Here is a 26,070-nt window from a genome sequence, read left to right on the forward strand (position 1 = left end):
CACACCCCCCCCTCCTCGCGCCGCCGGCCCCCCCGCGGCCCGCCGCCCCGCGCCCCCGTGCGCCCGCCCCCCCCCCCCCCCGGGCCCCCCGCCCGCCCCCCCCCCCCCCCCGCCCCCGCCACCGGTGTCAGTGGTGCGCCGGAGTTACCAGCACCACTCCAACCAGAGCCGGCGGGCGTTGCCGGTCAGTGCGACGGTGCCGGACTTACGGGTCGTCATCTTCCGCATGTCTGTCTCCTTCGGTGCGTGTGGGGGCGGTCGGCCGGGACTCGCGGCGACCACCGCCAATGGTGGTGATAATTCGTATGAACTGTCAAGGAATTGGGGACTCCGCTAATCAAAGAGCTTCGGGACAGAGGGCGCTGGGGAATCGGTCAGACGGGCAGGTTCCAGGCGGGGCCTTCTTCGGTGCCGATCCACACGCGCTGGCCGTCGCCGTCGATCGTGATGCCGAAGCCCTCCTGGTGGGGGGCGCCGTGTTGCTGCCAGGCCAGGATGGCGGCCTCGGCCTGGTCCCACAGGCGCAGGGGCCCGCGCTGGGTGACGATCCAGCCGCCGTCGGGGTTCGGCGCGGTACGGGCGTGGGAGCCGGTGGCGAAGTCCACCAGGATCTGCTGGTCTCCGGCGCCGATGATCTCGGCGGAGGGGGCGGCGAGCTGGGCGACCCACTTGCCGGTCCAGTCGCCCAGGATCGCCGGGTCGATCGCGCTGGACCGCGCGTCGCCGGAGAGCAGGGTGACGGGCTGGCGCGGGGGCCGGTCGTGCGGCCGGGCGACCATGAAGTTGACGTAGCCGGGCAGGAACCGGCCGCTCGCGCAGCCGGGCCCGGTGACGGTGAGCAGTGCGAGGCCGAAGGCGAAACTCCACCCGGTGAAGGTGGCGAGGATCCTGCCGCCGGGCCTGACCTGGTGGAGCCACGGGAGCGGGAGGTGGCGGATCGAGCAGGTCGCGATCAGCCGGTCGTACGGTCCGCCGTCGGCGTACCCGGCGAGGCCGTCGCCGATGACGAGGGTCGGAGAGTAGCCCGCGGCTCTGACCGCCTCCGCCGCCCGCGCCCCGACCTCCGGGTCGACTTCGACGCTCACGACGTTCCGTTCCCCGAGGCGGTGGGCGCCGAGGGCGGTGGAGTAGCCGGTGCCGGTGCCGATCTCCAGCACATGGTGGCCGGCCTCGACGTCGAGCTGCTGCCACATCCCCAGCACGAGGGAGGGCAGGGTGGAGGAGGACGAGGGGGCGCCGGCCACCGGCCCCCGGACGTCGGAGGGGCTCAGGCGCCCGTCGAGCTGGGTGACCAGCGTCTGGTCGCGGTAGACCCCTTCCAGGCGGCCGGGGTCGTCGCGCAGGACTGGAGCGTAGGCCGTGGGCACGCTTGCGGGCACGGGCAGGAAGTACTCGGGGACGAAGGTCTCGCGCGGCACGGCGGCCGCGGCCGCGCGCCAGGCCGGGTCGGTGAGGGCGCCGTCGGCGGTGAGCCGGTCGACGAGGGCAGCGCGCAGTTCGGCGGGGGTGCTCACGGGTTGGTGCCTCTCTGGAGTCGGTCGGCCAGAGCCTCGGCGGGGCGCGGCCTGTCCCCCGCTGTTCCCGTCGCCGTCGCCCTGACCGGTGCGGGTCGGGCTACTGGTGTCGAAGCACAAGCAGGTCTCCACACTGAGTAGTTGAGAGAATGCCTACCGTAGCGCGCATGCTGTTCGCCATGGGCGCCGGCCAACCTCGGCCGCATCCACCAACGGTGGCAAGAGCCGGTTCGTGGGCGGGCGGGGACGGTCGTGCTGGTTCAGGTGATGGGCCGGGGCAGGGCTCGCAGTCGAGGCAGACGATTCCATCCGGTCAGGAGACCGTGGAAGCCTCGCCACCCACGACGTCGACTCCGACAGCCTTGAAGGCTGATCCGACACCGTCATTGCCGAACAGGACTGACAGAACTCATAGTTGGAGCATGCGTGAGCTGATCTATCTGTCCGAACGGAAGCTGAGCCAGTTCGTCGATGACGGAAAAGACGGACGCAAGCGGCGCGTCAATCAGATAGGGGCGACCGCGCCCATGGGGTTGGGCGGGCTTCAGGTCGGGCTCTCCGAGTCGAAGCCCGGCGACCACCCGCGACTGGCCGAGGTCGTCCGCCATCTCGAAAAGACCAATCCGGCACCGAAGTCGTTCACCGACGAGGACCTGCGGCCAGGACAGTGGGTGCGGTTCACCGCCGACATGAACTACCAGATCTTCCACGACCCCGAGGGACGCCGCGGCCCGGACATCTCAGGACCCCCTGCACTGCTGTTCTGGGATCCCCAGCCACCCGACAGCGATGTCGCTTGGCCCACCCGGTTGCTGCTGCACGGATCACCGGAGCACCTCGTCGGCACCCGCGCGGAAGAGGTACCAAACGTCACATCCCGTCACACCGCGGTGATGTCTTCGCCGATCGGCCTGGTCGACTTCCTCACGGGACTGACCCAGCAGGGCTTCTCGCAGACCTTGTGGTTCACGCTGAGAGACCTGGACCAGCGCTATCCCGCTGAGATCGCTGCCAGGGTGACCGGATACGCGCGTGTGACGGCGAACGTCAGAGTCGACGACTCACCGTTCAATGACAGGGAGGCGGCCAGGGTCGTGGTCGCGAGCCCGCTGTTCGTGGAGTTGGCCAGGTAGGGGCAGGAAGTGATCCATCGAGGTCCAGGTTCCCGACGCCCGCTTCCTCCACCGGGCCAACCGATCAGCCCGGACCGACGCCGAAGGTCCGCAGTTCGTAGTAGTCGCCGCCGTACGTGCCGTCGGGTCCCTTCTGGAGCATGGAGGCCACCGGGCCGGAGCGGTGGAGCGGGCTGTCGACGGGGGCCCGGCCGGCGGCGAAGGCGGTGTCCACTCGGGGCTTCATGGCGTCCAGCCAGGTCTTGGTGGACTCCGGTTCCGCCCCCGGATGATCCAGACCGGCGCAATCATGGAGGAAATCGGCTTGCTTCGCGGCGGTGGCCGTCACGTGGCAGGACCAGGTCGTCAAGTCGCCGTCGATGGTCCACGTCTCGGCGATCCACATCGCGGTGTTCCCGTCCTCCTTGACGCCCGAGGCGTGCCAGACCGTCGGCCGGCCGGGGAAGTCGACCTTCTCCCGGGCCTTCATGGTGATGCCCCAGGTGGTGGCCACGTGGTTCAGGTACGACTCGCCGGTGTACCCGGCCTTGATCACCTGGCTCCTGACCGTCGGAGCCTCGGCGGCGGCCACCGGCTCGGTGGGCCAGTCCGCCGGACTCCCCACGCTCGGGGCGGCGCTAGAGGGTGCTGCCGTACCGGCCGGGGGCGGTAGGTCCGGGCCTTCGCCTGGGCCGGGCCGGGTGACGGCTTCGGCTCCGGGCCGGTTCGGCTCCTTGTCGTGCGAGGACGAGCAGCCGACCAGGACGGCGAGAGTCGCTGCGGCCGCGGCCAGGCGCGTCACGGGGTGAGTGGGACTCAAGAACGGCTCCTTCGGGCTACGGTGTCGCGCGGTCGACCGGAACGGCCCCGGGACGCCCGTGAGTCAGGCCGGTTGCTGGTCCGTCTCTGCTTTTGAGGGGACCTGGATTCGGAGCTGGGGCCCGGCGGTCATGTCAGCTTAGGGATGCTGGTCGATGGGCGTCAGCTCGTACAGGGTGTTCTGGAGCACGAGCGCCACGGTCGGCTGCCGCAACCGGAAGCCGTGCGGTGGCGTCCACCCGGATACGAACGGTCACCCAACCGTCGTACTCATGGGGGGATTTCCACACATGCCGGTCAATGACGCCGTACCCGTACCACCGCCGCACGGCACCCTGTCGCCCTGCCCCGGCTGCGGGCTGACCGACCAGGTCCGCAGCGTGCCGGCGGTCCACATGAGCGAGCGGCGCAACGTCACCGTGCGCAGCTCCGGCAGCGACGGCCGGACCGAGACCCGCGAGGAGGTCTCCGTCCTCGGCCGGGCCCTGGCGCCCGCGCCGCCGAGGACCAGCACCACGATCCAGGCGCTGGCGGCTCTTGGCTTCGTGGTGCTGGTCGGGGCGGTCTTCACGTTCATCCAGGGCACCATGGCGCGCGACGCGCCCGTCCACCAGAAGCCCGACCTCTCGCCGCCGGACTGGGTGACCAAGCACCCGGGGTTCCCGAACGACTTCCCCACCGACCTCCCGGGCTACCTTCCGAAGGCCGCTCCGGCGTCCCCGGCCGCGCACGTGGCGGCCCCGCTCGCCGACGCGAACGACGCCCTGGTCCCGCTCTGGGGGTCGTGCCTGATCCTGGCCGCCGCGATCGCCCTGCTGGCCGGCGCGACCGCGCTGTTCCTCAGCCGGCGGCGGCGTCTGGAGGGCCGGCCCCAGGCCGAGCGGCTCTGGAACCAGGCCTGGTACTGCGCCCGGTGCGGCACCGCTCACTTCCCACCCACCGCCGGGCAGGGCGCCCAGGCACTCGTCCTCGCGGACTTCCGCAAGGCGGTCTGGACGGCCGGCGGTTACGGCGACCTCGCCGAGCAGTACCGGCCGTAGGCACACGTCCGCCCGGCCCCACCAAGTCGGCTGGCCCGGCCGGGGCGGGCGCGCGTCTGGGGGGTGGGTGAGGCGGTTCGGGCTGGTGGCGCCGGGTCAGCGGGAGGGGCCGATGCCCCAGGCGGCGGCCCGGGCGGCCGCGGCCGCGCGGTTGGGCAGGTCGAGCTTGGCGAGGATGTGCTCGATGTGGGTTCCCACGGTGCGGGGCGTGATGTGCAGGCGCTCGGCGATCTGGCGGTTGGGGGTGTGCAGCTCCTGTCTCTCGTTGACGTCACGGAGGCACTGCCGAGCCGATGGCACGCCGCTTCCCCGCCCCCGTGCCGCGCACCAGTCTCCGCCAGCCCGGCCGCGACGCGCAGCCCGATCCGTGATTTGCCCCCGACCGGTTCGTCGTCGGATCAACGCGAACTCGCCTACAGGACAAGCGTGTTGTGACACCGGGGGGGCGACTCGCGGCCGGATCCTGGGGGACGAAGGGCAGGTATCCCGCTATATGGTCGGCTGGGCACTCGGGATCCGGGGTACCGGTCATCGACGGAAGCGGGGCTGGAATCGTCATGGTCAGGTCTGTGGTGCGGTTGATCACCGGGGCACCGGGAGCGGGCAAGTCGACACTTCTGGGCCGGCTGCGGGAACGGCCGGTCACGGTGGTCGACTTCGACGAACTGCCCGACGAGGACGGTCGGTTGCTCGGTATCGACATCACCTCCCCGGACGCGTCCGGCACCTGGCCCGACTACAACCGCCTGTGGGTACGGATCGCGGGCATGCTCGCGCGGGGAGGCGGGCCCGTCCTCGTCTCCTGCCCCCTCACCCCGGCCGAGTGGGAGGCCGCCGCGGCCGATGTGCCGGACGCCCCGGAGGTCGTCTGGGCGCGGCTGGACTGCACGGACCACGACCGCCGCGTCCGGTTGGCCGCCCGCGGCTGGAGCGCAGAGCAGGTCGAGGAAGCGCTCCAGGACGCCGACGAACTGCGCGGACTCGTCCCCACGGCCTTCACCAGCTCCGACCGTGCCCCGGTGGAGGTCGCCGAGGACGTCCTGCGGTGGATCACCGGCTCCCCCGACGCCTGATCCGGCGGCGATCGGAGCCGGCTCCCCCTCCCCCTCCCCCGGCCGATTGACGGGTGTCGGGGGTCGGGTACCGAGTGTCGGGTGTCGGGTTGACGAGATCGTTCGTACTCGGGAGCATGTGTCGCCGCGCGCGTGCGCGGGTGTGTGCAGACCGGATTCGTGGGGTGTGGGGTCATGAGGTTCGTGGTGTCCGAGCGGTGCGTGGGACGGGTCGGGCTGGCCGTCGGCGCGGTACTGGTGTTGGCGGCCTGCGCGGCAGGCGGGGGCGATGCAGCGTCGGCCGGTTGGCCGGGGGCCGCCAAGTCGGCGTACGGCCCGGGCCCCACCGAGGCGGTCGACTCCGGCAACGCCGTCAGCACCGTCAACTCCGTCAACTCCGTCAGCACCGTCAGGGCCGTCAGCGCCGCGTTCGGCAAGGCTGTCGGGACCTCGGCCACCGGGCCCGGCCCGGTGGCCGAGGTCCGGCAGGCCGGCGCACCCGCGACCACCCTCTCGATCACGGAGGGCGAGGTCGGCGAGGTCGGTCCGCACGGGACGATCACCTACCCGTCGGTGACCAGCTGCCTGGTCGTCACCGTCTACCTGCGGGACGGCGGCAAGGTCGGCGGCCATGTCAGCCTGTTCCAGGTCCCGGGGAAGTACTACTCGGACGAGGTCCTGCCGGCCATCAAGCGTGCCGTCGGTGGCCGACGGGTGGCGTCCGTCGACGTCAGCGGGGCCGTCGGGGCCTGGAACCCCTCGTACCTCCAGAAGGCCATCGAGCGGTACACCGACGGGTCGGTCCCCGAGCCGACGGGCGACGCGAAGGCGATCGGTGACGCGGTGGCCAAGATCCTGGGCGGCAAGCGCGGGCAGGTCACCGTCCAGGACGTGCCGGACGGCGACATCGTCAGGTGAGCACCACGTCGACGGCCCGGCCCCGTACGCGAGGCGAATGACCACGGCCCGCGCGTCATGGCCTCCGAGGAGAACGAGCCGACGGGGCACCGACCACCGGGGCGCGGGCCCGGCCTTCGGGGGGACGGGACACCCGTCGGCCCCACTCAGAGCGCCAGTTCGACCAGGCCTGCGAGCAAGCCGACCACGATGCCCAGGACCACCACGGCCGTAAACCCGATGAGGAGACCGAACAGCAGGGTCATGAACTCCGGGGCCTCACCACGCCGGACACCGACCAGCAGCCAGCCGGCCGGCACCGCGCCCATGACGAGGGCCATGCCCGCGCCGATGCCGTACTTCACGGCGGGCGCCGACGACGGCTCGTAGGCCACGCCCCGCACCAGCCGCACCGGGAGCCGGGTGCCGGCCCGGTGCTTGCCGGCCGTGCCGCTCACCACGATCGGGCGGGCCTCGTCGGCGGAGGCGCCGACCGGCGTGAACTGCCCCTGGCAGTCGGTGCCGTCGCTGTAGCCCTCGCTGTCGGACACCTCGTAACAGTGGTCCACCAGCACCACGCCGTCCGGCGGGCCCAGCCCCATGGCCGCGCCGATCCGCTCCGCGCTCAGCCACCAGGCCAGCCACACCGCCCCGGTCAGGAGCGCCACCGCCAGCAGCCCCGCCACCGCGCGCACCGCCACACGCGCTGCCACACCCCACACGCCGCCTCCCCGCGCACGCACCACGACCGCCGCCCCCGTAGTTGCTGCCGCGCCCACCGCCCCGCCGCGAAGCCGCGCGAGCCGAACGGACCGCACGGACCGCACGGACCGCACGGACCGCACGGACCGCACGGACCGCACGAGCCACGCGAGCCACGCGAGCCACGCCCGTGGTGCAGGTTCTGCCCGACCGCCGGGACCGGCGCGGCCAACTGAGGATGTCAGCAAGGGAGTTGACACGCAATGCCCCACCCGGGCCCGGCGGCACCCGACGCCGGTGAGCGGCGCGGCGCCGGACGAGCGCGCCCGCGCGCACGCGGAGGCGGTGCCGACGTGGCGGAGGCCGCGGGCCGGGCCGCTCCTCTCCTCAGTTCGGCGCGGGCGCCGCACCGTCGAGGACGAGGTCGATGATCCGCCGGCTCGCCCGTTCCGGGTCCAGCTGGTCGGTGCTGCCCGATGCCATGCGGGCGAGGAGGGGGGACACGAGGAGTTCGGAGACCAGGTCGAGGTCGATGTCGGGGCGGATCTCGCCTCGTTCCACGCCGCGTCGCAGGACACGGTTCATGGCACTCCGGCGGGGAGTGACGATCTCCTCGAAGTAGCGGCTGTGCAGCCGCGGGAAGGTTGCGGCCTCGGCGTTGAGAGCGCGCAGCATGCTGCTGGCCCGTTCGTCAACGACGCGCTCGGCCAGGGCCCGGAGAAGGACCGCGAGGTCGGCGCGGGTGTCGGCATCGGAGTCGGCCGGCAAGGGCCGCGGTTCGTTGATCGCCTCCAGCACGTCGAGGTAGAGCTCGTCCTTGGTCTTCCAGCGCCGGTAGACGCTGTTGCGCGAGACCCCGGCCTGCTTGGCGATGGTCACCAGCGACAGGCCGCTGAGGGTGGCGCCCGAGGCGACCATGCCGAGGACCGCATCGATGATGGCCGTGTCGGTGGCGGGGTCACGCTGCCGGCCGCCGCGGCGACTGGGGAGTTCCGGGCTCTGGCGCTGATCTTGTGACGCTGCCGATGTCAGTGACAGCTGTGATTATGGCTCGCGTGTTCTTCGCGGAGCTTCGAGGTGCTGTTCCCTCATCTCGCTGGTGTCGTGGTGGAGTTGGTCGAGCGGGCTGTGGCCGGGGCGGTCACGAGCATGCGCGAGCCCGCTCGGCGGGTGCGGACTGTCCGCACTGCGGTAGTGCGTCGGACCGGGTGCACGGCCGGCACATGCGACGGCTCGCGGATGCCGCGGTCGGTGGTACCAGCGTGGTGATCGAGCTGCTGGTTCGGCGGTTCAAGTGCCCGAACCCGGCGTGTCGGGCGGTGACGTTCGCCGAGCAGATCACGAGGCTGACCAGCCCGCATGCCCGGTACACCCCACTGGCGCGTGAGCAGTTGACCTCGATCGCTCTCGCGTTGGCCGGACGCACGGGCGCCCGTCTGGCCGGGGTATTGGGCCTGCGTGTAGCCAAGGACACCCTGTTACGCCTGGTCCATGCCACGTCGGAAGGTCCCGTCGGACAGATCCGCGTGCTCGGTGTCGACGATTTCGCGCTACGCAAGGGCGACTCGTACGCCACGATCCTGGTGGACCTGGAGACACGCCGCCCGGTGGACGTGCTGCCCGGCCGGGATGCCGAACCGCTGGCCGCCTGGCCGAAGGGCCATCCGGAAGCGGAGATCATATGTAGGGACCGGGCCGGGGCTTATGCCGAGGGCGCCCGCAGCGGAGCCCCGCAAGCGGTGCAGGTCGCCGACGCCTGGCATCTGTGGCACAACCTCGGCGAGGCCGTGGATAAGACCGTCTCCTCCCACCACGTCGGTGTCCGGACCGTATTCGAGAATGGCGTACCGGCTGCCTCACCGACCAGCGACGACATCTGGCTGACGCCCCATCAGTCGACACCGGCTGCGGGGATGCTCGACGTCTGCGGACGAGAACGCCGCCTGGTGACCCGGACCAAGGAACGCCACACCGCCGTACGACAGCTCCTGGAGGGCGGCAGCACGCTGGAGAACATCTGCCGAACACTTCAGCTGGACCGGTCCACCGTGCGCCGCTTCGCGCGCGCCACCAGCATTGACGAACTGCTGGTCAAAGCGACGAACCGCTCCACCATCCTGGACGAGTACAAGCCCTACCTCCACCAGCGGTGGAACGAGGGCTGTCACAACACGGCCGAGCTCCACCAGGAGATCGTCACCCTGGGCTTCGCCGGAAGCATCCAGACCGTCCGCCGCTACCTCCGCCCCTTCAAGGCCACCACCGCCGCACCACCCGCGCCCCGCCCGGCTCCACGGCCCCGCCGCATCGTCCGCTGGATCATGATCGACCCCGCAAACCTGACAGCCGATGATGCCGTCGACCTTAAGGAGATCCAGGCCGGCTGCCCCGAACTCGACGCCGTCACCCACCACGTCCGCGACTTCGCCGCCATGATGCGCGACCTGCGGGGCGACCAACTGCCCGCCTGGATGGAACGCGTCCTCGCCGACGACCTGCCCGCCCTGCACTCCCTCGTCAATGGACTGAGCCGCGGCATCGACGCCGTCACGGCCGGGCTCTCCACCCCGTGGAGCTCTGGACAGGTCGAGGGACAGGTCACAAGGGTGAAACTGCTCAAAAGGCAAGGATACGGACGAGCCAACCTTGACTTCCTCCGCAAGCGTGCACTCTTGACGCCCTGACCAGACTACGTCACAGGATCGGCGCTGATCTTGTGACGGCCCGGATGTCGACCTGGGCCGGCACCCGGCAGCTGAGCCGCAGCTCGCTGGCATGATGGGAAGTCAGGCGTAGTCAGCAGTGGGTTGGGCAAGTCTGGGGCCACCCATGTGTGGGGTCCGAATGTAGTCCTCGGGAGGCTTGGGAAGGATCTGCAGGCAGGCTGCGGAGCAGGCGTTGACCAGGAGCGGCAAGACGTCGGTGGCAACCCGCAGCGAAATCCATGCCTGGTGGATCTTGGTTCCCTCCAGCGACCGGTCACACGCGCTGCACCTTCGGAGTGCCGTAGCACCCCATTCTCCGGGGTCGACGTCGTCGAGGTTGAGGTCTGCGGTCTCCACGCCGCCAGGTTGGAGCGGGGGGAACGGTGGGCGGAGCTTCTCGTTGCCGTACAGAGCGCGTGTGCTCACAGTGCTGCGTTTCAGGCTCGGGCACCTGATCAGCTCGTACGGGAACCAGTGCAGTCGGTAGGAGGTGTACGGGGTAAATTCCTGCAGGCTGCTCATGGCACCGATCTCCGGAGGGATCCGAACCAGATTGCTGCCGTAGAGGATGAACTGCTTGACGGCGGTGAGCTTCGCGATGCTGGGCGGCAGGGTGACGATCTGACGTCGCTCTCGGGGACTCATCTCCACCAACGGCCGAAACACCTCCCGTCCGTCGGCGGCGGCTTCCTCGATCAGCGCCAGGAGATGCTGCCAGGCCGGCGAAGATGTGTCCTGACGCTCACTGTGGAAGCCCACCCGTCGCCGGTTGCTCACCCGGCCCTGGTCGAAGCACGTGCAGACGTCCCGGTAGGACTCGCTGCTGCCCGGGACCGAATTCGCCGTGTTGCCCCACCGATTGGTGTGCGATGCCGGCTCTGCTTCATTCGCCATGGCACCAAAGATACGAAGACGCGGGCGAGACGGATCAGTGGGGCCTGCGGCTTGGCCCGATCACAAGATCAGCGCAAGAGCCCGTTTTCCGCCTCCCTTTCAGCCACCTATGATGGCCGACCCCGCGCACCACACCGGCATGAGGATCGGAACGTCATGAACCGCGAACCAAACCCAGCCATCCTCTACCCGGACGTGGCCGCCCACGGCAGCCTGGCCGCAGCACTCCAAGCCGAAGCTGCGGCCCAAGGCATGTCCCTTCCCCTGGCCGTGACCTCGTCCGATCCACTGCGTCATGCCACGATCACCAGTGTCGTCCCGCATCGACACTCGTCCTACGTCGCGGCGTGGCATCACGAGCGGAACTGGGCCTTCTGGGGCTCGTCCAACGACAGACTCATGATCTGCGGCAGCACCAAGGACATACGCGAACTTCCCCAGGTGATCCGAGGCTGGGCCGAGGGGGCCAGCCTCGACGAGATCAGGAAGACCGCGACCTTCGACCTCCTGACCGGTCGTTTCGAGGTGCCCGACAACAACCCCGCCGACGTCATCGCCTCGGAGTGGCAGTGGCTGCTGAAGGAGGCCGATCGCGCCGACTGGCCGCAGTACCAGGCGCTCGTCGAGTCCGCCCACGCCGAACCGAAGCTCCGCAGGCTCTACCCCTACACCAGCCACTGGGCTCTGGGTTTCGCCGAGAAGCCTGACGGCCCGTACACCCCGTCCTTCGTCTCCATCGGGTCACCCCACGGAGCCGGCGACTACACCATCAGAGAGTGCTGGAACGGCCCCGCCCTCCACCACGTCACCACAGCCGCCGAAGCGATCGCCATCGCCGTCGAACGGATCCCCGCCGACCTGCTCCAGAGGTCTTCCGAGCACCCTGTGCGAGGCTCCTGAAAGCGACATCAGCCACCCAGAAGGTGGTCAGGATGTCAGCAGGACTCGTTTCCGCAAGAGGCCGGGCTGGCTTCGCCCTCCTGCGGAAACATGTTCTGCTCGCATCCTGAGCTGATCAAAGAACTCACGGATCACGTGAGTAGCCGGAAGCCGGATTGCTTTGACCATGCCCTGAGGAATTCTGCGGAGCCATACACAGCCGGCCACGGCCAAGTACCCGTCGTCGTGGCGACCATCCCTGGAAGACCGTCCACGATCGCTCTCTGCCCCTGGGCCAACTCGGCGTTGGCGAAACCCCCGATCACATCCATAATTGCCACGGTCAGCAAGGCGGTCGCGATGTGGTCGATCGGCTCGTTGGCAAGAGCGATGACATCGACCGCATGCGTTGGTGTGAAGCCGATGAGAGCTTCCTGATCGACCTCGTCGGGGTGCTCAGCCTCGAAGATCGACTCGTCGCCGACACCAGGCCCCATGAGCGAGACCACGAACGGCCGATGGCCATCGACTTCACCGGCGTCCGTAATGCCCAAGCTCTCCACCTGGAGCTGGATCTCGTACTCGCCGACGAAAGGGCAGCAATGGGCGACAGGTCACCGAGGGAGCTCATCCACCTCGCTGATGACGAGGGGAACAGCGTCACGGTCAACGTCCTGGGACGTAACCTCAGGTGGTCCGCCGGGATCGATGCCGAGATCGTCGTCAAGACGCCCTTCGTGTCCGGCCGCATCGACCTGGCGTTGTCCGTTTCGAAGCTGGAGAGCTGGACCGACGCGCTGGACCGGCTCGACGCCGGCGAGGACGTTGCGTGGATGGAGATGAGCAGAGGGCCGTCCATCTTCATCCAGCTCACCGGCGAACGTGACTGTCCGGAAGTGGTCGTGGAGGACGAGTCCAGGTCCATGGTCACCGTGCGGGTCCCGCTCGTCCCGCCGGACGACTGGATCGCCGACCATCGCCAGCGTCTGCGCCAGGTGATGGATCACTGGGTTCCGATGCTGTCGAGGTAGGAAGACAAGCTGCCGCCGACAGATGAGTGCGCATCCGAGAGTGAGGAAGACTTCGTAGATGCGTCGCGGATCTCCCGGCGGATCCACAGACGGCGGAACCAGCACAAATGGACGAACCCGCGCTCTACGAGCCGACGTTGAGTGCCGACTCCGGAGCCTGGGAGGTAGCGCGTCGGGCGATCACCGGCTTCACTCCGAGGGCCCGGACGAGGCGGCGGTCCCTGTCGTGTTCGTAGCCGCGGTCGCCGAGCACGATCTCCGGGCGACGTCCGGGGGCGTCCGCGCCTGCCGCGTACTGGCGGCACGGCATCAAATAGTGGGATGAGCTGGGTGACGTCGTTGCGATCGCCGCCGGTCCGGATGCCGCTTGTGCCCGGGATGCCGAACCCGACGCTCGGCCTTGGACAGCAGTGGCTCGACCACTACCCACCACTCGTCATCGACGTCTCACGGCTTCGGTCGGGGCACCCCGCACCCCCGGATCAACGCTCCCGGGGTGCTCCAACCGCCTCGGAGGTCATTTCGTTAGGAGTTCTGAGGCGGCTTCGGCCGACGGCCGCAAACCGGTGCCGAAGCGGCGGAGTGCTCTACCGGTCGCGCCGGGCGCCGGGCGTCGTCGGGTGGCTGAGCGCCACGGCGGCCTGGACGGTGTTCGCCTGGTGCTCTGCCTGGCGGGCGACGGGCAGCCAGGTCGGCTGGAAGCGCCGCTGGTACTGGGCGCACCAGGTCTGGAGGAGGTGGTCGAGTCGGGCGGTGGCCGGTGGGGTGGGTGCCTTGGCCGCCTCGGCGGCGCGGCGGAGCAGTGCGGCCGCGCGGACCGGGATCCGGTGGGCCCACAGTTCGATGCCGGCGAGCTTCGCCTCCGTCATGGGCGTCGGGTGGAGGAGGCGCTGTCCGGCGGCCTGCGGGTCCCATTCGTGGGCCAGTTGTCGCGCTGCCGTCAGCGGCGTGCGCGCGGCCCGGAGCAGGGCGGTGTCGCCCAGGTGGGGCAGAGATTCGTCCAGCAGGTCGGTGAGCAGGCGGCCTCGTTCCCGGACCTGGTCGGCGCAGGCGGTCAGGCGCGCGTGGGGGTCGTCGGCCGGGCGGGAGTCCCCGAGGTGGGCGCTGGCCCAGGCCGGCGTCTCGACGATGACCGTCTCGCCGCCGTGGCGCTGGGGGGCGAACCAGGTGGTGGCGCGGACGCCTCCTGTCGCCTGCCGGGGCTGGGCGGGGTGAGGTCGGTCGGGGTGAGGTGGCGCCAGCATTCCGGTGCTGCTTTCCTGCTGGTCGATGTGGTGCGGCGCCATCATGAAGACGCCCGGGCCCGCTTCGCGCAGCCAGAAGGCGTCGTAGGGGCCGGTCTCGACCGGGATCCCGAGTCCGGCGGCGGAGGTTGCGAACGGCTCGGCGAGGCCGGCCGGATCGCAGGTCGACTGGAGGAAGGTCCCGCCGACGTCGGCGCTGTGGAGGGAGAACTGGAGGGACGGTCGGAGGTCGTCGATCAGGTCGAGGAGGACCCGGCTCTCCGGAAGTCTCCCGCCGATCGCCGGCGCCCACTCGGGCTGTTCCTCGGCGGCGGGGCGGAAGTAGTGCTCGAAGTACTCGGGCAGGCTTCGGGTGCCGGCGCCGACCGCTGCGAGGCGTGCCCCGTCGGGGTCGAGGCAGAGCAGGAAGTTCCAGGTCACCGCCTGGTGCAGAGACGGCTGCGCGAGGACCCGGTGGGCCAGTTCCACGATGCCGGCGCGGCCGGAGAACTCGTCGGCGTGCGCACCCGTCACGATCAGCACGTTGGTGGTGGCGGTGGCGCGGCCGATCGTCAGGAGCACCAGCGGCCGGCCGGCGCGGGATGTCCCGACGGTGCGCACGCGGCAGAGTTCCGGGTGTCCGGCGGCCAGCAGGTGTGCTGTGTCGGCGAGTTCTTCCAGCGTGGGGTACCGGTCGTGGAGCAGGACCGCCCTGCCGGCGCTGGTCGACGTATCGGTCAACATCGGTGCCCTCCCCTGTACGCCCGTCCCGGCCTCGCACCAACGGCGGCCGGCTCGTACTGATCACTACCCGTGCTGTGGGGAGCGTATGACGCCTGCTTGGCAGTCCGGTCCGCGCACCTGGTGCTCCAGGGTGACGGACACTCATCAGCTATCGAATCCGACTATCAGAAGATCGGGTCATCGAATTCCATGATGCCGATCCTTCCGAGGTTCTTGGCCACAGCGCGCCAGTCGCCACCGGTCTGCCTCAGTATCATCCTTTCGACAAAGGCGACGATCTCGTCGATTTTGCACGACTTGGTGATGACCAGCCCGTGCCCGGGGACCGTTCCGATCTCGTCGACCAGGCGCGAGAGGTGGCCCGGCGTGCAGACCGTGAACCCCAGCGTCTCACCGCCGTTCCCCCCTTCAGGCCCGACATACGCCTCCAGCAGGAAGGCGAAGCACTCCGGGTCGTCCGGAGTGAAGTCGTCCAGATCCACGTCCGGACTGCTGTATCCCTTGATGTGCGCCCTCATGGAGTCCCCATTCCGGTGATGTCGAGGTGGATGTCACCTTGCCATGAGCCGGACTTCCGGCCCGCAAACGTATTCGAGGTTCACAGGAGGCACGGCTCCGTCAGGGGCGGTGCCGGTGACCCGAAAGCGGCGGCCCGCACCTCGTGGTGCAGGCCGCCGCCCGGTGTGTGCGGCGTTGTCAGGCCGCGGTCCTCAAGGCCCGGCGTCAGCCATCCGCACCCTCTACCAGGACTCCACCCGCCACCAGCCGCACGTCACCGGGTACGCCCACTGGCTGCTCAGCCAGGGCGGCGAAGTCCGCACCGCCCCCACGATCCCTCAGCGCATCGTCATCGCCGACCGCCGCGAGGCCCTCGTCCCCATCGACCCCGAGGACCACCGCAAGGGCGCACTGCACGTCACCGAACCCGGCATCCTCACCGCCCTGCTCGACCTCTACGAGCAGGCGTGGAACACCGCCGTCCCGCTCGGCGCCGCATCCCCCGGCGACCCCACCACCGGACTCACCGCCACCGAGCGCGAACTGCTGCGCCTGCTCGGCAACGGTCTCACCGACGACACCGCCGGCCAGCGCCTGGGCATCTCCTCCCGCACCGTCGGCCGCCACATGGCCTCCATCATGGAGCGGCTCAACGCCAGCAGCCGCTTCGAGGCCGGCATCAAGGCCGCCCAGAACGGCTGGCTCTGACCGGCCTGAGTACGCCGTGTCAACCCGCAGCTCCCCGATGGATTGTCACAGTCCCGTCCTCGCGATGTCCTGGTGATTGTGACGCCGTGCCTGCCACCAAAAAGCACTGACCGACCGTCATGGTGGGTGTCCAGCAAGCCAGCACGCACTGTCATCGGGGAGCCACCATGTCCGTCCGCCGCCGTCGCCCGCTGCTCGTCACCGCCGTCCTCGCCGTCGGCGCCGGACTCGTCCTGACCGCCTGCGGGCCCGACAACACCGACCAGGCCGCCGGCCCGAAGGCCTCCCCCACCACCGCCGCCGTCACGCCCGCCCCCACCGGCGCGGCCCCCGCAGCCGGGTCACCGACCGCCCCGGCCACCGCGGCCGCGTCACACACCCCCACCAGCGCGCCTCACACGCCGTCCGGCACCAGCCCCTCCACCAGCACCCGACCCGGCGGCGGCAACGCCCCCACCGACGCCACCCCCTGCGACATCAACAACCTCTCCATCCACGTCACCGCACGCCCCGGAGCACCCAGCCAGCGGGTCATCGACGTCCACAACACCGGCGCCAAGGCCTGCAGCCTCAGCTCCTCCCCCGGCGTCAACCTGGGCAACTCCACCGCCCGCGACCAGAGCAACAACATCCGGCCGGTACTCGCCAGCGGCACCCTGCGCTTCCCCGTCCCCGCCGGCCAGAACGCCTACGTCGTCATCGACCTCAACCCCAGCGGCGCCACCACCGGCACCACCCCCGACATCAACGAAATCAACGTCCTCGCCGACCAGGACGACACCAACATGCCCCTCGCCGCCACCCACAACTTCCCGCTCACCCCCGACACCCGCGTCCTCAACCCCCACATGGGCAACTACCGCGCCACCGTCGCGGAGGCCGTCACCTCCATGGCAGCCGCCGGCAAGTAACCCCAGCGAGGCGGCGAGGCCGCGAGGTCACGGGCCCGGCCGGTGTTCCGGTGCGACGGTGATCAGCGGGTGGAAGTGGGCGAGTTCGGCGGGCTCGTCGACGGGTTCGCCGTCGGCCTCGATCCATGCGTGGGCGCGGAACGGGGCGGTTCGCACGCCCGTGCGCCAGGTCGGCCAGGTGCCGCGTGTGCGGCACAACAGCGCTGCGGCGATGGAGCGTTGGAGACACCCCTGGCCGGCGCAGCGCATGCTGAGGGCGACCACGGCCTGCCGGGCGGCCAGGGCCTCGGCCCGGCCGGCGGGGCGGGCGCCGCGCCGCAGTGCGCTCATCAGCCGGCGGATCCGGGCCGGGGGGAGCCGTTCGACCAGCCGGGCCGCGCCGATCGCCGCGAGCACGGCCGGCCGCAGGTGCCAGGGCGGCCGGCCCACCTTGTCGGCGTGCGCGTGCAGGCTCATCCGGTGACCAGTCCGGCGGTGCGCAGGCTCTCGTGCAGCCGGTCGACGTCGGAACGTGCCCGGGCCGCCGTGACCGGGAACCGGCCGCCGAGGTCGGCGGCGATCTCGTCGGCGGTCCGGTCCTCCAGCAGGGACCGCAGGATGAGCAGCCCGGTGCGGTTCAGCTGGAAGTAGCGCCCGGAGCGTTCGTCCAGGACGACGGCGCCGTCGTCGGTCGGGGTGAGCGTCACGTCGGGGCGCAACCGGGTGGCCATTCAAGCTCCTTGAACGGTGGTCGGGGAAGCGGGGCGCGGGCTCGCCCCGTGGGCGCGCAGCCAGTGCTCGCAGGCGAGCGTCGCGTCCAGGGCCGCGTAGGAGGTGCCGGGCGGGTACAGCCCGAGGCAGGCCTGCCGGAGGGCGTCCGGGTCGACCAGTCCGGCGCGGGCCAGGGCGCTGTCGTCGATGAGCGCGGCGAGTTCGGCGCGGTGGCGGGCGAGCCCCTGGTGGGTGTCCGGGCTGAAGTCGCCCTTGCCGGTGCGCCGGAGGAGGTCGGCCGGCACGTCGGGCGCGACGGCCGCGGTGAGCAGCGGCTTGTACGCGAAGGGCGTTCCGCGGGTGGCGGGGTCGGCGGCCAGGCAGGCGTCCAGGACCTGGTCGTCCAGGAAGGGCACGCTGTACGGCGTTCCCGCGCGGGTGGTGGCGTCGATCAGCTGCCGCATGGCCGCCGCGCTGTGCCGGACCATGCGCAGCGCCTGGTGCTGGGCGTGCTCCGGCGCCAGCGGTTCGGAGCCCTGGGCGGCCCGCAGCTGTTCGCGTACCAGTTCGGCCGTCCGGGCGGTGGCCCAGGGCGGCAGCCGGGGTGTGATCCCCCAGCCGAGCAGTTGGGTGGTGCGCGGCGGGTCGGGGTGGGTGAGGCGGTCGGCGGCGCGGGCGAGCCAGGCCGGGTACGGCCGGGGGTCGGTGAGGGCGCTCAGGGCGTCCGGCAGCGTCCAGCGCAGGCGGGCCCGGTGTCCGCGCAGGTGGCGGGCGGCGGTGGCCGGGTGCCGTGGCAGGACGGTGCGCAGGTAGGCGGGCAGCGCCTGCAGCACCTCGTCGCCGCCCTCGCCGCTGATCCGCAGCCGGGCGCCGTGCTTCGCGAGCAGCCGGGCGACGGCTTCGTCGCGGGCCCTGGTCCGGGTCCAGGCGAACGGTTCGTCGCCCTGCGGCCCGGGTGTGTCGATGCCCGCGAACATCGCGGGAACGTCCTCGGCCGCCAGTACGAGGCGCCGGCCGGGCAGGTGGTGCGCGGCTCGCTGCGCCCAGGCGGCGTCCTCGTGGTGGGGGTCGACGGAGCCGATGGTGACGGTGAGCAGTTCGGCCGGGCCGGTGGCGGCCAGGAAGCACAGGGGTGTGGAGTCCAGCCCGCCGGAGAGGTCGGCGGCGATGAGCCCGCCGTCCCTGGTCCGGGTGTCGACGGCCCGGTGCAGGGCCTGGCCGAGCGCCGTCGCGGCTTCGGGCCGGGCGCGCCGCGGGGCCGGCGGGTGCCAGTGGGCGAGGCTGCGGGCGGGGCGTCCGGGGGCGAGCACGGCCGCGTGGTTCGGCGGCACGGCGGTGACTCCCGGCCACAGGGGCAGCGCGTCGACGGGGTGCGGCAGCGGGTCGGCGAGCCTGAGGGCGAGCCGGTCGAGGGACGGGGCAAGGCCGGCGGCAGCGGCCAGGACGTCGGCCCGGTCGGACAGCACGGGGACGCCGTCGACCTCGGCCAGGTGGAGTCGGCGCAGTCCGGAGAGCGAGCCGCGCGCGGCCACGGTGCCGTGCACGGTGGCGAGGAGGTGGAAGCTGCCCGCGAGGTCGCCGCCGAGGGCGAGCACGTCCCGCGGGTCGCGAACGCGTTCGGCGTGGCGGCGCAGGCGGTGCGGGTCGGCGTCGGAGGTGCCGAACACGGCCAGCGCGACCGGTCCGGCCTGGGCGGTGACCGGCTCGTCGGCCGGCCACTGGCCGAGGACCCAGGGACGCCCGCTGGGGTGGTGCAGGGCACGGCACTCTGCCGTGCCCCACACCGCGGCCGTCGCGGCCCCGGCTTCGGTGTCCGGAAGGACCACGAACCAGGTCCGCGGGTGACCGCTCATCGGCCGGTTCCTCAGGGAGCGAGGTAGTAGCCGTGGACATCGGACTGGTTGCCGATGTCGAAGCCCCGGGTGAGGTCCGCGAAGTCGCCGAGTTCGATCAGCATCGGGGGCTCGTACACGTCCTGCGTCGGGGGCTCGTACACGTCGGTCATGACGATGTCCTCTCGTTCACAAGGAATGGGACGCGATCACCGGCCGGTCGAGTACAACTCTTCTCTGCCGACTCCCCGATGGACAAGCGGTGCCGGAGGCTTCGGCCGGAACCTGACGGTCCCCCACCTGGGGGGCCGGGGCCGCTGCCGGGGCTGCCGGGCACGTGAGTGCCGGTCCGCGCGCACGGAGGGCGGAGGGGCTGGATCCGGCCAGAGGGGAAGGCGGGAGAACGCGGACCCGCCGCTGGCGTGGCCGCCGCGAGCTCTTGAAGCCCCGGACGTCACCAGAGGACCGGCATGCTCCGCAGGCCGAAGACGATGTCGTTGTGCTTGAAGGCGGACGGCGCCAACGGCCCGGCCAGCCGCAGCCCCGGCATGCGGCGCAGCAGGGTGGCCAGCGCGACCTGCAGCTCGATCCGGGCCAGCTGCTGGCCGATGCACTGGTGCGGACCGAACCCGAACGCCAGGTGTGCGCGGGGCGGTCGGCGCAGGTCGACGGTGTCCGGGGCCGGGAACACGTCCTCGTCCCGGTTGCCGGACGGGATCGCGGCGACCAGCCAGCTCCCCGCCGCCACTTCGGTGCCGCCCACGGTGACGTCCTCGGTGGCGTACCGCAGCAGCCCGAACTGGATCACGGACAGGTAGCGCAGCAGTTCCTCCACGGCCGTGCCGATGGTGTCCGGGGCGGCCCGCAGCGCGGCCGCCCGCTCCTGGTCCGCCATCAGCACCAGGGCGCTGAGCGCGATCATGTTGGCCGTCGACTCGTGCCCGGCGACCAGCAGCAGTACGCCGAGCGTGGCCAACTCCGCTACGGTCGGGGGGTTTTCGGTCGCCTCGCCGCGGACGATCAGCCGGCTCAGCAGGTCGTCCTGCGGCTCGGCCCGGCGCCGGAGGACCAACTCGCCGAGGTAGCCCTCCAGCCGTCGGGTCGCCGCGTCGCGGGTCGCCGCGTCGGCCTCGAAGCCGATCAGCACCTCGCTGTCGCGCTGGAAGGACTCGTGGCCGTCGTAGGGCACGCCGAGCAGCTCGCAGATCACCAGCGACGGGATCGGCAGCGCGAAGTCCCGGACCAGGTCGGCGCTCGACCCGGCGAGCATCGCGTCGACGTGCCGGTCGGTGATCCGCTGGACGGACGGTCTCAGCGCCTCCATCCGCCGCATGGTGAACTCGCCGATCAGCAGCCGTCGCAGCCGTGTGTGCTCTTCGCCGTCCAGCTGGATCATCGAGCCGGGGGCCGGGTCGCGCCGGTCGTAGGAGGGCAGCATGTGCATCGATCCCGCGCCGCGGGAGCTCAGCCGGGGGTCCGTGAGCACGCTCCGGATGTCCTCGTGGCGGCTGACCAGCCATGCGTCCATCCCGGCCGGGCAGCGCACCGGTGACACCGGCGCGTGGGCGCGCAGCCGGGTGTAGACCTCGTCGGGGTCGAAGGGGCGGGAGTCCGGCCGGGTGACCGGGAATTCGGGGACTTCGGAGGATTCGGGGGCCGGGTCAAGGCCGGGTTTCGTCATGGGTGACGGCTCCAGGATGACGGAGGGAACGCGCATCGCGCCGACGCGTACGGGGCCAGCTCGTGCGGGGCAGGCCGTCCTCACGGACCGGGGCGGGTCCGGCGCGGCGGCCGCGTGGCCGGCTGAAGCGTCGGACCGCCGGGCGTTCGACCAGTGTGTAGAGGGCCGCCGCGAGGACGAGGCTGATCGCGACGGTGAGCAGGATGTGCACCAGCCGCGTCGACGCGGCGCCGCCCGCCGTCCCGCCCGTGGCGTGCACGCCGTCGATCGGGCCGTACTGGATGACGAGGTAGTGCACGAGGTAGAGGGCGAACGAGATCTCGCCGAGCCACACCATGGTCCGGCCGCTGAAGGGGGTGCGTGCGGTACGTACGTCGGCGGCGGCGCCGGCCGCGATCAGCAGGGCGAGTGCGGCCGCGGTCGGTCCGGCGCAGAGTCGGAACACGCCGGGCAGGTTGGACTGGACCACCACGCAGGCGGTCGTCAGGAGGAACGCCGGCGCCATGCCCAGGCGGATCCACCTCCCCGAGATCACGATGCGCGCCATCAGGATGCCGAGGACGAATTCGAGCATTCGGGTGAAGGGCAGGCTGTAGGCGAACCAGGACTGCAACTCGGCGATCGCCGGGTCCCATGAGGTGGCCGGCCGCGTCGGCAGCAGCTGGGCGGCGAACGGGACGGCGATGATCGCGATGGCGACGCCCACCGCCCACGGCCACAGCCGCGCCGGCCGGATGCGCCCAACGAGACGGACGAGCCAGGGGAACGCGAAATAAAAGACCAACTCGCAGCCGAGGGTCCAACTCGGCACGTTGATTCCGGTCAGCCCGCCGAGGGCGTCGAAGTTGGGAATCCAGGGCTCGATCAGCAGCAACGGCGGAATCGTGTTGATCGCCATGATCGGTACGCCCGCGGCGGCCATCAACGCCACGGCGGCCGCGAAGGTCGTCAGGTGATTCGGAAGGATCTTCGCCAGGCGTCGGCGCCAGAACAGTGGGGCGGTGTCGTTCGGGTCGGCGACCCAGGTGAGGATGAAGCCGCTGAGCACGAAGAAGAACGCCACCCCGACCGGTCCGAGGGTCGTGATCAGGTACGGCAGGCCGGGGTGTATCGATCCGACGATCTGACCGGCCAGGTGGGATATCAGCACGGCGAACGCCGCGATGAATCGCATACCGGTCAGCGACGGCAGGCGGCTCGGACGAGCGGACGGTTCCGGCGACTGCATCACCGCTTCCCTGTCGATGACGATATCCACGACACCAAGGCTTCGTGTGGAATCCGAGCCTGTGCGCAGAGTGTCCTGTGCGCAGAGTGTTTGGGCCACTATCAAATGGCCCCGCCGGAACGGTCAAGCGGATTTTCTCGATGCACCGCATCGCCTGTCTTCCAAGACGCAGAGCTGGGGCGGGAGTTCACCCACGTCAGGCCCCGTACCGGTCGGCGAGTGCGCGGGCGGTCGCGGCCAGCCGGGCACGCAACTCCGGTGGTTCGAGGACCTCCACGTCGGTGCCCAGTCCCAGGAACTCGTTGTGGGCGTGGCCGAGGGACTCGATGGGCACGGACGCCCTGGTCCAGCCGTCCGCCTCGACCACCCCCGAATCCGCGACCGCCCGGTCGAACGCGCGGCCGAGCTGCTCGCGGCCCTGGGCGACACCGCGCGGCGACAGTCGCACCGTCGCCTCCGCCGTGTGCAGCCCGGCGTGGAAGTCGGCGAGCCAGCCCCGCCAGTGTGCAGCCAGGTCGAAGCTCGCCGGAATCTCGAACTCCCCTTCCAGTTCCCGTAGTTCGAGGATCTGGTCGACCCGGTACGTACGCGGGGTGGCACCGTCCGTGGCAGCGACCAGATACCAGCGGCCGGCCTTGAGGACCAGTCCGTACGGCTCCAGCCGCCGTTCCACCTCGGTGGGCGCCTTCCACCGCCGGTAGCGGACCCACACTCTGCGCCGGTCCCAGAGCGCGGCCGCGACGGCCGCCAGGTGCGGCGTCTCGTCCACGTCCCCGTACCAGCCGGGCGCATCGAGGTGGAAGCGCTCCTGGATCAGCCCGGCCCGCTCGCGGAGCTCCGCCGGCAGGGCGGCCCGCAGCTTGAGCTGGGCGGCCGCCAGTACCTCGCCCAGGCCCAACTCGGCCGCCGGGCCGGGCAGTCCGGCCAGGAATAGGGCCTGCGACTCGTCGGCGGTCAGGCCCGTCAGCCGGGTGCGGTACCCGTCGAGCAGCTGGTAGCCGCCGCCGTGACCGGCCTCGCCGAACAGCGGGACCCCGGCGGCGCCGAGCGCTTCGAGGTCCCGGTAGACCGTGCGGACCGACACCTCCAGCTCGTCGGCGAGCTGCTGGGCCGTCGTCCTTCCCCGGTTCTGGAGGAGCAGGAGCAGTGAGATCAGTCGGCTGGCGCGCACGACTGCCAGTATCCACTGACAGGAGGTGTCAGTGGACCGGTCCTAGCCTGCGGCCATGATCGATTCCGACTTCCAGTCGCAGGCCGCCTCGTGAGCATCGTCGAACTGCGCCAGTACACCCTGCACCCAGGTGCCCGCGACACCCTGGTCGCCCTCTTCGAGCGGGAGTTCGTGACCGGACAGCAGGCGGTGGGCATCACCGTCGGCGGCCGGTTCCGGGACCTGGACGACCCGGACCGCTTCGTCTGGCTGCGCAGCTTCCCGGACATGGCGTCGCGGGCCCGAGCACTGCACGCCTTCTACTACGGGCCGGTCTGGCAGGAGCACCGGGACGCCGCCAACGCGACGATGGTGGACTCGGACGACGTCCTGCTGCTGCGCGGCCCGGGCTTCACCGCCCCGGCCGACGCCGGACCGGTCGTCGCGACCATCTGCCACCCCCTGGACCCCGCCGCCTTCGCCGACCACTTCGAGCGGCGCCTGCGCCCGGAACTGGCCGCCCGGACCCCGCCGTTGGCGGTTCACCGCACCGAACACGCGGAGAACGACTTCCCCGCCCTTCCCGTACGGGCCGGCGAGGACGTCCTGGTCTGGTTCACCACGGGCGACACCGCCCCCCTGCCGGACCTCTCGGCACACCTGCACTCCGCCCCGCAGCAACTGCACCTCTCGCCCGTGCCGCAACACTCCCGCTGAAGCCTGTCGCACAGGGCCGTGGGTGGGCCTGCTTCGCCCGCCGGGGACGGGTTGTGCGAGGTGGCGACGGCCTGCACCACTCCGGTGCGGGCTGTCGCCCCCCGCTTTCGGGCCTTTCGGGCCGGTGGCCGGCGGGAACGGAACAGTCCGGCTGGAGCGCTACGAAGCGGCTGGCGGTTCCACCCGGGCGTGCGTCTCCGGCGGCACAGGGAAGCGCCTCAGCAACTCCTCCATCCAGGCGGCCGGATGGGTGGCCGTCGCCGCGCCACCGGGGAGGGCACGCGCTCTGCGGATGCCCTCGATCAGTGCCTCGACGGCGGCCTCGGCGGTATACCGGTCGGCGACCCACTGACGGCCCGCCCGCCGCACCTCGTCCTGGCCGGGCAGGTCGAGCAGCTCAAGGGCCCTGTCCGCCAACCGGTCCGTTTCGAGCTCCGGGATCCGCCACGCGGACGGCGAGTCGAACAGCTCCGCTCCGCCCCCGGCGGCGTAACCCGTCACCAGGCAGCCGCTGGCCATCGCCTCGGCCGGCGGCAGTCCGAAGCCCTCGCCCTCGGGCGCTCCCAACGCGATGAACACCGACGTGTCGGACAGGACGCGAGCGACCTCCTCGTGGGGGACCGCGTGGATGTCGTACAGGTCCACGCCCTCGGACCGCGGGTCGGCGTGCAGCAGACGGCGGAGCAGCGTGGTCTCGATCGGGCGCTTGCGGGACATCCACGCGATGCGCCGAACCCGCTCGGTCGACGCCGGTCGGAACAACTCGGTGTCGATGACGTTCGGCACCAGGTGCGGTTCGAACTCGGGCAGGGCCCGGCGGAACATGTCGACGCCCGCCTTCGAGATCGTCCACAGAGCCGGCCGGTCCGACCAGCCCGGATACGGGCCGGGGTCGGGGCAGGTCAGGAAGTTGACGTAGTGCCCCTGCGAGTAGATCACCTTGTGGCCGCCGGGCGCCGGGTCGTGGCCCGGGACCACGCTGACCTCGTGCAGCACGAGCACGTCCTCGGGCCCGAGGTCCAGGGTCATGCCGGACAGCGTCGGCACGTCGTCGTCGAACCACGTGTAACGGAATCCCGGCGTGGGCGTCCATCGGAACGCCTCGACGCCGACGGCCCGCAGCAGCGAGACCTGCTGGTTCAGCACCCGGATGCCGCCCAGCGGGAACTGGAACTCGAACGACGCGTAGATCACCCGGCCGGTCACCGTACCTCCTTGAGAAACAACGATCGGCGGGACCGGACCACGAGGGTTACGGGCGTGGGCGGTTGGGCCAGGGCGGCGGCGTTGCCCTCCTGGGGCCGTGGAGCAACGTCCGTGCACAGCGGGCTGGTCCTAGCCCGTACTCATACGCTCAGGGTGACAGCAATGCCCTCGGATGTCACCGGCCCGAAGCGGCCGGGGGCCGCCACTCCCGCCTGAGCAACCCGAACACCCACGAGTCGGACACCTCGCCGTTCACGACGCAGTCCTCCCGCAACGTCCCTTCACGCACGAACCCGACCTTCTCCAGGACCCGGGCGGATGCCACGTTGCGCGTATCGGTCTCGGCCTGGACCCGGTTCAGGTCCAGTGCGTCGAATGCCCACTGCAGCACGGCGGTTGCGGTCTCCGTCGCGAAGCCGTGGCCCCACATCGCCTCGTCGAGGCAGTAGCCCAACGACGCGCTGCGGTAGTCCGGGTTCCATCCGGTCAAACCGCACCAGCCGACGAAGGCCCCGTCGGAAGCACGCTCGACGGCCACCCGTGCCCCGGTACCTTCGTCCGCCATCCTCCGGCACATCGCGAGGAAGCGCTCGGCGCGGGCCTGTTCGGTCCACGGCGGGGAGTCCCAGTAGCGCATCACATAGGTGCTGCTGTGCAGCGCGAAGAGGGAGTCCGCGTCGGCCTCGGTGAAGGGGCGCAGTCGCAGGCGAGCGGTGTGCAGGACGGGGGTGGTCAAAGTCATGCGCACCATCTTGTGTCCTCTCGGGCAGTCAGAACACCGAATATCCCTTACGGCGCAGGTGGCAGCCGGACGGGAGGAAGCGGAGGCCCTGCTAC

At 71.1% G+C, this 26,070-nt stretch carries 28 protein-coding genes and 1 pseudogene; 10 read left to right on the plus strand and 19 right to left on the minus strand.

All coding sequences use genetic code 11. From position 1 onward, the window contains the following. Positions 1 to 374: 374 nt before the first annotated feature. Positions 375 to 1,514, minus strand: a complete 1,140-nt coding sequence (gene tgmC / locus ACFVTF_RS03865; RefSeq protein ID WP_387808566.1) for an ATP-grasp peptide maturase system methyltransferase — start codon at positions 1,512 to 1,514, stop codon at positions 375 to 377. A gap of 422 nt (positions 1,515 to 1,936) precedes the next feature. Between tgmC and ACFVTF_RS03870 the strand changes: the two genes are divergently transcribed. Then, positions 1,937 to 2,647 carry an SAVMC3_10250 family protein gene (locus tag ACFVTF_RS03870; protein ID WP_387808568.1) on the plus strand — a complete coding sequence of 237 codons (711 nt, stop codon included), beginning with the start codon at positions 1,937 to 1,939 and terminating at the stop codon, positions 2,645 to 2,647. Positions 2,648 to 2,711: 64 nt separating this feature from the next. Here ACFVTF_RS03870 and ACFVTF_RS03875 read toward each other — a convergent pair whose 3' ends face one another. Continuing rightward, positions 2,712 to 3,251 (minus strand): hypothetical protein, encoded by a 540-nt coding sequence (locus ACFVTF_RS03875; protein WP_387808571.1) that lies wholly within the window; start codon positions 3,249 to 3,251, stop codon positions 2,712 to 2,714. Positions 3,252 to 3,735: 484 nt separating this feature from the next. Here ACFVTF_RS03875 and ACFVTF_RS03880 point away from each other — a divergent pair, with 484 nt between their 5' ends. Then, positions 3,736 to 4,485, plus strand: coding sequence for a hypothetical protein (locus ACFVTF_RS03880; protein ID WP_387808574.1), 750 nt, complete (start codon positions 3,736 to 3,738; stop codon positions 4,483 to 4,485). Positions 4,486 to 4,581: 96 nt separating this feature from the next. On the opposite strand, the gene ACFVTF_RS03885 is transcribed toward ACFVTF_RS03880, so the two are convergent. Next, positions 4,582 to 4,785, minus strand: a complete 204-nt coding sequence (locus ACFVTF_RS03885) for a LuxR C-terminal-related transcriptional regulator (protein ID WP_387808577.1) — start codon at positions 4,783 to 4,785, stop codon at positions 4,582 to 4,584. 257 nt (positions 4,786 to 5,042) lie between these two features. On the opposite strand from ACFVTF_RS03885, the gene ACFVTF_RS03890 reads away from it, so the two are divergent. Together ACFVTF_RS03890 and ACFVTF_RS03895 are read left to right on the plus strand one after the other, a co-directional pair. Continuing rightward, complete coding sequence (locus ACFVTF_RS03890) at positions 5,043 to 5,558, plus strand: AAA family ATPase (protein ID WP_387808579.1); 516 nt, start codon at positions 5,043 to 5,045, stop codon at positions 5,556 to 5,558. Between the two features lie 174 nt (positions 5,559 to 5,732). Further along, a complete protein-coding gene (locus ACFVTF_RS03895; protein WP_387808582.1) occupies positions 5,733 to 6,455 on the plus strand; it encodes a hypothetical protein in 723 nt (240 codons plus the stop codon). Between the two features lie 146 nt (positions 6,456 to 6,601). Here ACFVTF_RS03895 and ACFVTF_RS03900 read toward each other — a convergent pair whose 3' ends face one another. Together ACFVTF_RS03900 and ACFVTF_RS03905 are read right to left on the minus strand one after the other, a co-directional pair. Then, positions 6,602 to 7,147 carry a hypothetical protein gene (locus tag ACFVTF_RS03900; protein ID WP_387808585.1) on the minus strand — a complete coding sequence of 182 codons (546 nt, stop codon included), beginning with the start codon at positions 7,145 to 7,147 and terminating at the stop codon, positions 6,602 to 6,604. Positions 7,148 to 7,523: 376 nt separating this feature from the next. After that, entirely contained in the window at positions 7,524 to 8,054 is a 531-nt protein-coding gene (locus ACFVTF_RS03905) for a TetR/AcrR family transcriptional regulator C-terminal ligand-binding domain-containing protein (protein WP_387808588.1), read from the minus strand. A 128-nt stretch (positions 8,055 to 8,182) separates the two neighbouring features. Here ACFVTF_RS03905 and ACFVTF_RS03910 point away from each other — a divergent pair, with 128 nt between their 5' ends. Further along, the gene (locus ACFVTF_RS03910) at positions 8,183 to 9,820 is read left to right on the plus strand and encodes an ISL3 family transposase (RefSeq protein WP_387808590.1); all 1,638 of its coding nucleotides are present in this window, start codon (positions 8,183 to 8,185) and stop codon (positions 9,818 to 9,820) included. Between the two features lie 102 nt (positions 9,821 to 9,922). On the opposite strand, the gene ACFVTF_RS03915 is transcribed toward ACFVTF_RS03910, so the two are convergent. Next, positions 9,923 to 10,735, minus strand: coding sequence for a leucine-rich repeat domain-containing protein (locus tag ACFVTF_RS03915; RefSeq protein ID WP_387808592.1), 813 nt, complete (start codon positions 10,733 to 10,735; stop codon positions 9,923 to 9,925). Between the two features lie 156 nt (positions 10,736 to 10,891). Between ACFVTF_RS03915 and ACFVTF_RS03920 the strand changes: the two genes are divergently transcribed. Then, positions 10,892 to 11,635, plus strand: a complete 744-nt coding sequence (locus ACFVTF_RS03920; protein ID WP_387808595.1) for a DUF6193 family natural product biosynthesis protein — start codon at positions 10,892 to 10,894, stop codon at positions 11,633 to 11,635. 131 nt (positions 11,636 to 11,766) lie between these two features. Here ACFVTF_RS03920 and ACFVTF_RS03925 read toward each other — a convergent pair whose 3' ends face one another. Next, positions 11,767 to 12,168, minus strand: coding sequence for a DUF6368 family protein (locus tag ACFVTF_RS03925; protein WP_387808598.1), 402 nt, complete (start codon positions 12,166 to 12,168; stop codon positions 11,767 to 11,769). On the opposite strand from ACFVTF_RS03925, the gene ACFVTF_RS03930 reads away from it, so the two are divergent. Next, positions 12,133 to 12,645 carry a DUF5959 family protein gene (locus tag ACFVTF_RS03930; protein ID WP_387808601.1) on the plus strand — a complete coding sequence of 171 codons (513 nt, stop codon included), beginning with the start codon at positions 12,133 to 12,135 and terminating at the stop codon, positions 12,643 to 12,645. The genes ACFVTF_RS03925 and ACFVTF_RS03930 overlap by 36 nt on opposite strands. A 6-nt stretch (positions 12,646 to 12,651) precedes the next feature. Here the strand turns inward: ACFVTF_RS03930 and ACFVTF_RS03935 are convergent. The 3 genes and pseudogenes from ACFVTF_RS03935 to ACFVTF_RS03945 form a co-directional block, all read right to left on the minus strand. Beyond that, a pseudogene (locus ACFVTF_RS03935) lies at positions 12,652 to 13,001 on the minus strand (IS5/IS1182 family transposase); the annotation flags it as partial. A 231-nt stretch (positions 13,002 to 13,232) separates the two neighbouring features. Next, entirely contained in the window at positions 13,233 to 14,612 is a 1,380-nt protein-coding gene (locus tag ACFVTF_RS03940) for a M14 family zinc carboxypeptidase (protein ID WP_387808604.1), read from the minus strand. Between the two features lie 164 nt (positions 14,613 to 14,776). Next, a complete protein-coding gene (locus tag ACFVTF_RS03945) occupies positions 14,777 to 15,130 on the minus strand; it encodes an Imm8 family immunity protein (protein ID WP_387808607.1) in 354 nt (117 codons plus the stop codon). A gap of 175 nt (positions 15,131 to 15,305) precedes the next feature. Here ACFVTF_RS03945 and ACFVTF_RS03950 point away from each other — a divergent pair, with 175 nt between their 5' ends. Continuing rightward, entirely contained in the window at positions 15,306 to 15,818 is a 513-nt protein-coding gene (locus tag ACFVTF_RS03950; RefSeq protein WP_387808610.1) for a LuxR C-terminal-related transcriptional regulator, read from the plus strand. A 167-nt stretch (positions 15,819 to 15,985) separates the two neighbouring features. Then, positions 15,986 to 16,729: a hypothetical protein gene (locus tag ACFVTF_RS03955; protein WP_387808612.1), complete on the plus strand. Its 744-nt coding sequence runs from the start codon at positions 15,986 to 15,988 to the stop codon at positions 16,727 to 16,729. Between the two features lie 27 nt (positions 16,730 to 16,756). Here the strand turns inward: ACFVTF_RS03955 and ACFVTF_RS03960 are convergent, their stop codons facing one another. The 7 genes from ACFVTF_RS03960 to ACFVTF_RS03990 all read right to left on the minus strand — a co-directional run bounded on the left by ACFVTF_RS03960 (position 16,757) and on the right by ACFVTF_RS03990 (position 23,331). Beyond that, complete coding sequence (locus tag ACFVTF_RS03960) at positions 16,757 to 17,185, minus strand: lasso peptide biosynthesis B2 protein (protein WP_387808615.1); 429 nt, start codon at positions 17,183 to 17,185, stop codon at positions 16,757 to 16,759. Next, entirely contained in the window at positions 17,182 to 17,439 is a 258-nt protein-coding gene (locus ACFVTF_RS03965; RefSeq protein ID WP_363586890.1) for a lasso peptide biosynthesis PqqD family chaperone, read from the minus strand. The genes ACFVTF_RS03960 and ACFVTF_RS03965 overlap by 4 nt, the downstream gene beginning before the upstream one ends. Beyond that, the gene (locus tag ACFVTF_RS03970; RefSeq protein ID WP_387808618.1) at positions 17,440 to 19,272 is read right to left on the minus strand and encodes an asparagine synthase-related protein; all 1,833 of its coding nucleotides are present in this window, start codon (positions 19,270 to 19,272) and stop codon (positions 17,440 to 17,442) included. Between the two features lie 11 nt (positions 19,273 to 19,283). Then, positions 19,284 to 19,424: a lasso RiPP family leader peptide-containing protein gene (locus tag ACFVTF_RS03975; RefSeq protein WP_331745180.1), complete on the minus strand. Its 141-nt coding sequence runs from the start codon at positions 19,422 to 19,424 to the stop codon at positions 19,284 to 19,286. A gap of 281 nt (positions 19,425 to 19,705) precedes the next feature. Next, positions 19,706 to 20,932: a cytochrome P450 gene (locus ACFVTF_RS03980; protein WP_387808621.1), complete on the minus strand. Its 1,227-nt coding sequence runs from the start codon at positions 20,930 to 20,932 to the stop codon at positions 19,706 to 19,708. Next, on the minus strand, positions 20,913 to 22,259 hold the full coding sequence (locus tag ACFVTF_RS03985) for an acyltransferase family protein (protein WP_387808623.1): 1,347 nt from the start codon (positions 22,257 to 22,259) through the stop codon (positions 20,913 to 20,915). The genes ACFVTF_RS03980 and ACFVTF_RS03985 overlap by 20 nt, the downstream gene beginning before the upstream one ends. A 97-nt stretch (positions 22,260 to 22,356) precedes the next feature. Next, positions 22,357 to 23,331, minus strand: a complete 975-nt coding sequence (locus ACFVTF_RS03990) for a helix-turn-helix transcriptional regulator (RefSeq protein ID WP_387808626.1) — start codon at positions 23,329 to 23,331, stop codon at positions 22,357 to 22,359. A gap of 90 nt (positions 23,332 to 23,421) precedes the next feature. Here ACFVTF_RS03990 and ACFVTF_RS03995 point away from each other — a divergent pair, with 90 nt between their 5' ends. Further along, complete coding sequence (locus ACFVTF_RS03995; protein WP_387808629.1) at positions 23,422 to 24,027, plus strand: NIPSNAP family protein; 606 nt, start codon at positions 23,422 to 23,424, stop codon at positions 24,025 to 24,027. A gap of 159 nt (positions 24,028 to 24,186) precedes the next feature. On the opposite strand, the gene ACFVTF_RS04000 is transcribed toward ACFVTF_RS03995, so the two are convergent. Together ACFVTF_RS04000 and ACFVTF_RS04005 are read right to left on the minus strand one after the other, a co-directional pair. Further along, positions 24,187 to 25,233 (minus strand): glycosyltransferase, encoded by a 1,047-nt coding sequence (locus ACFVTF_RS04000; RefSeq protein WP_387808631.1) that lies wholly within the window; start codon positions 25,231 to 25,233, stop codon positions 24,187 to 24,189. A gap of 175 nt (positions 25,234 to 25,408) precedes the next feature. Then, positions 25,409 to 25,975: a GNAT family N-acetyltransferase gene (locus ACFVTF_RS04005; RefSeq protein ID WP_387809576.1), complete on the minus strand. Its 567-nt coding sequence runs from the start codon at positions 25,973 to 25,975 to the stop codon at positions 25,409 to 25,411. Positions 25,976 to 26,070 lie beyond the last annotated feature (95 nt).

The sequence above is a fragment of the Kitasatospora sp. NPDC057940 genome, from assembly GCF_042887425.1.
Lineage (GTDB): Bacteria > Actinomycetota > Actinomycetes > Streptomycetales > Streptomycetaceae > Kitasatospora.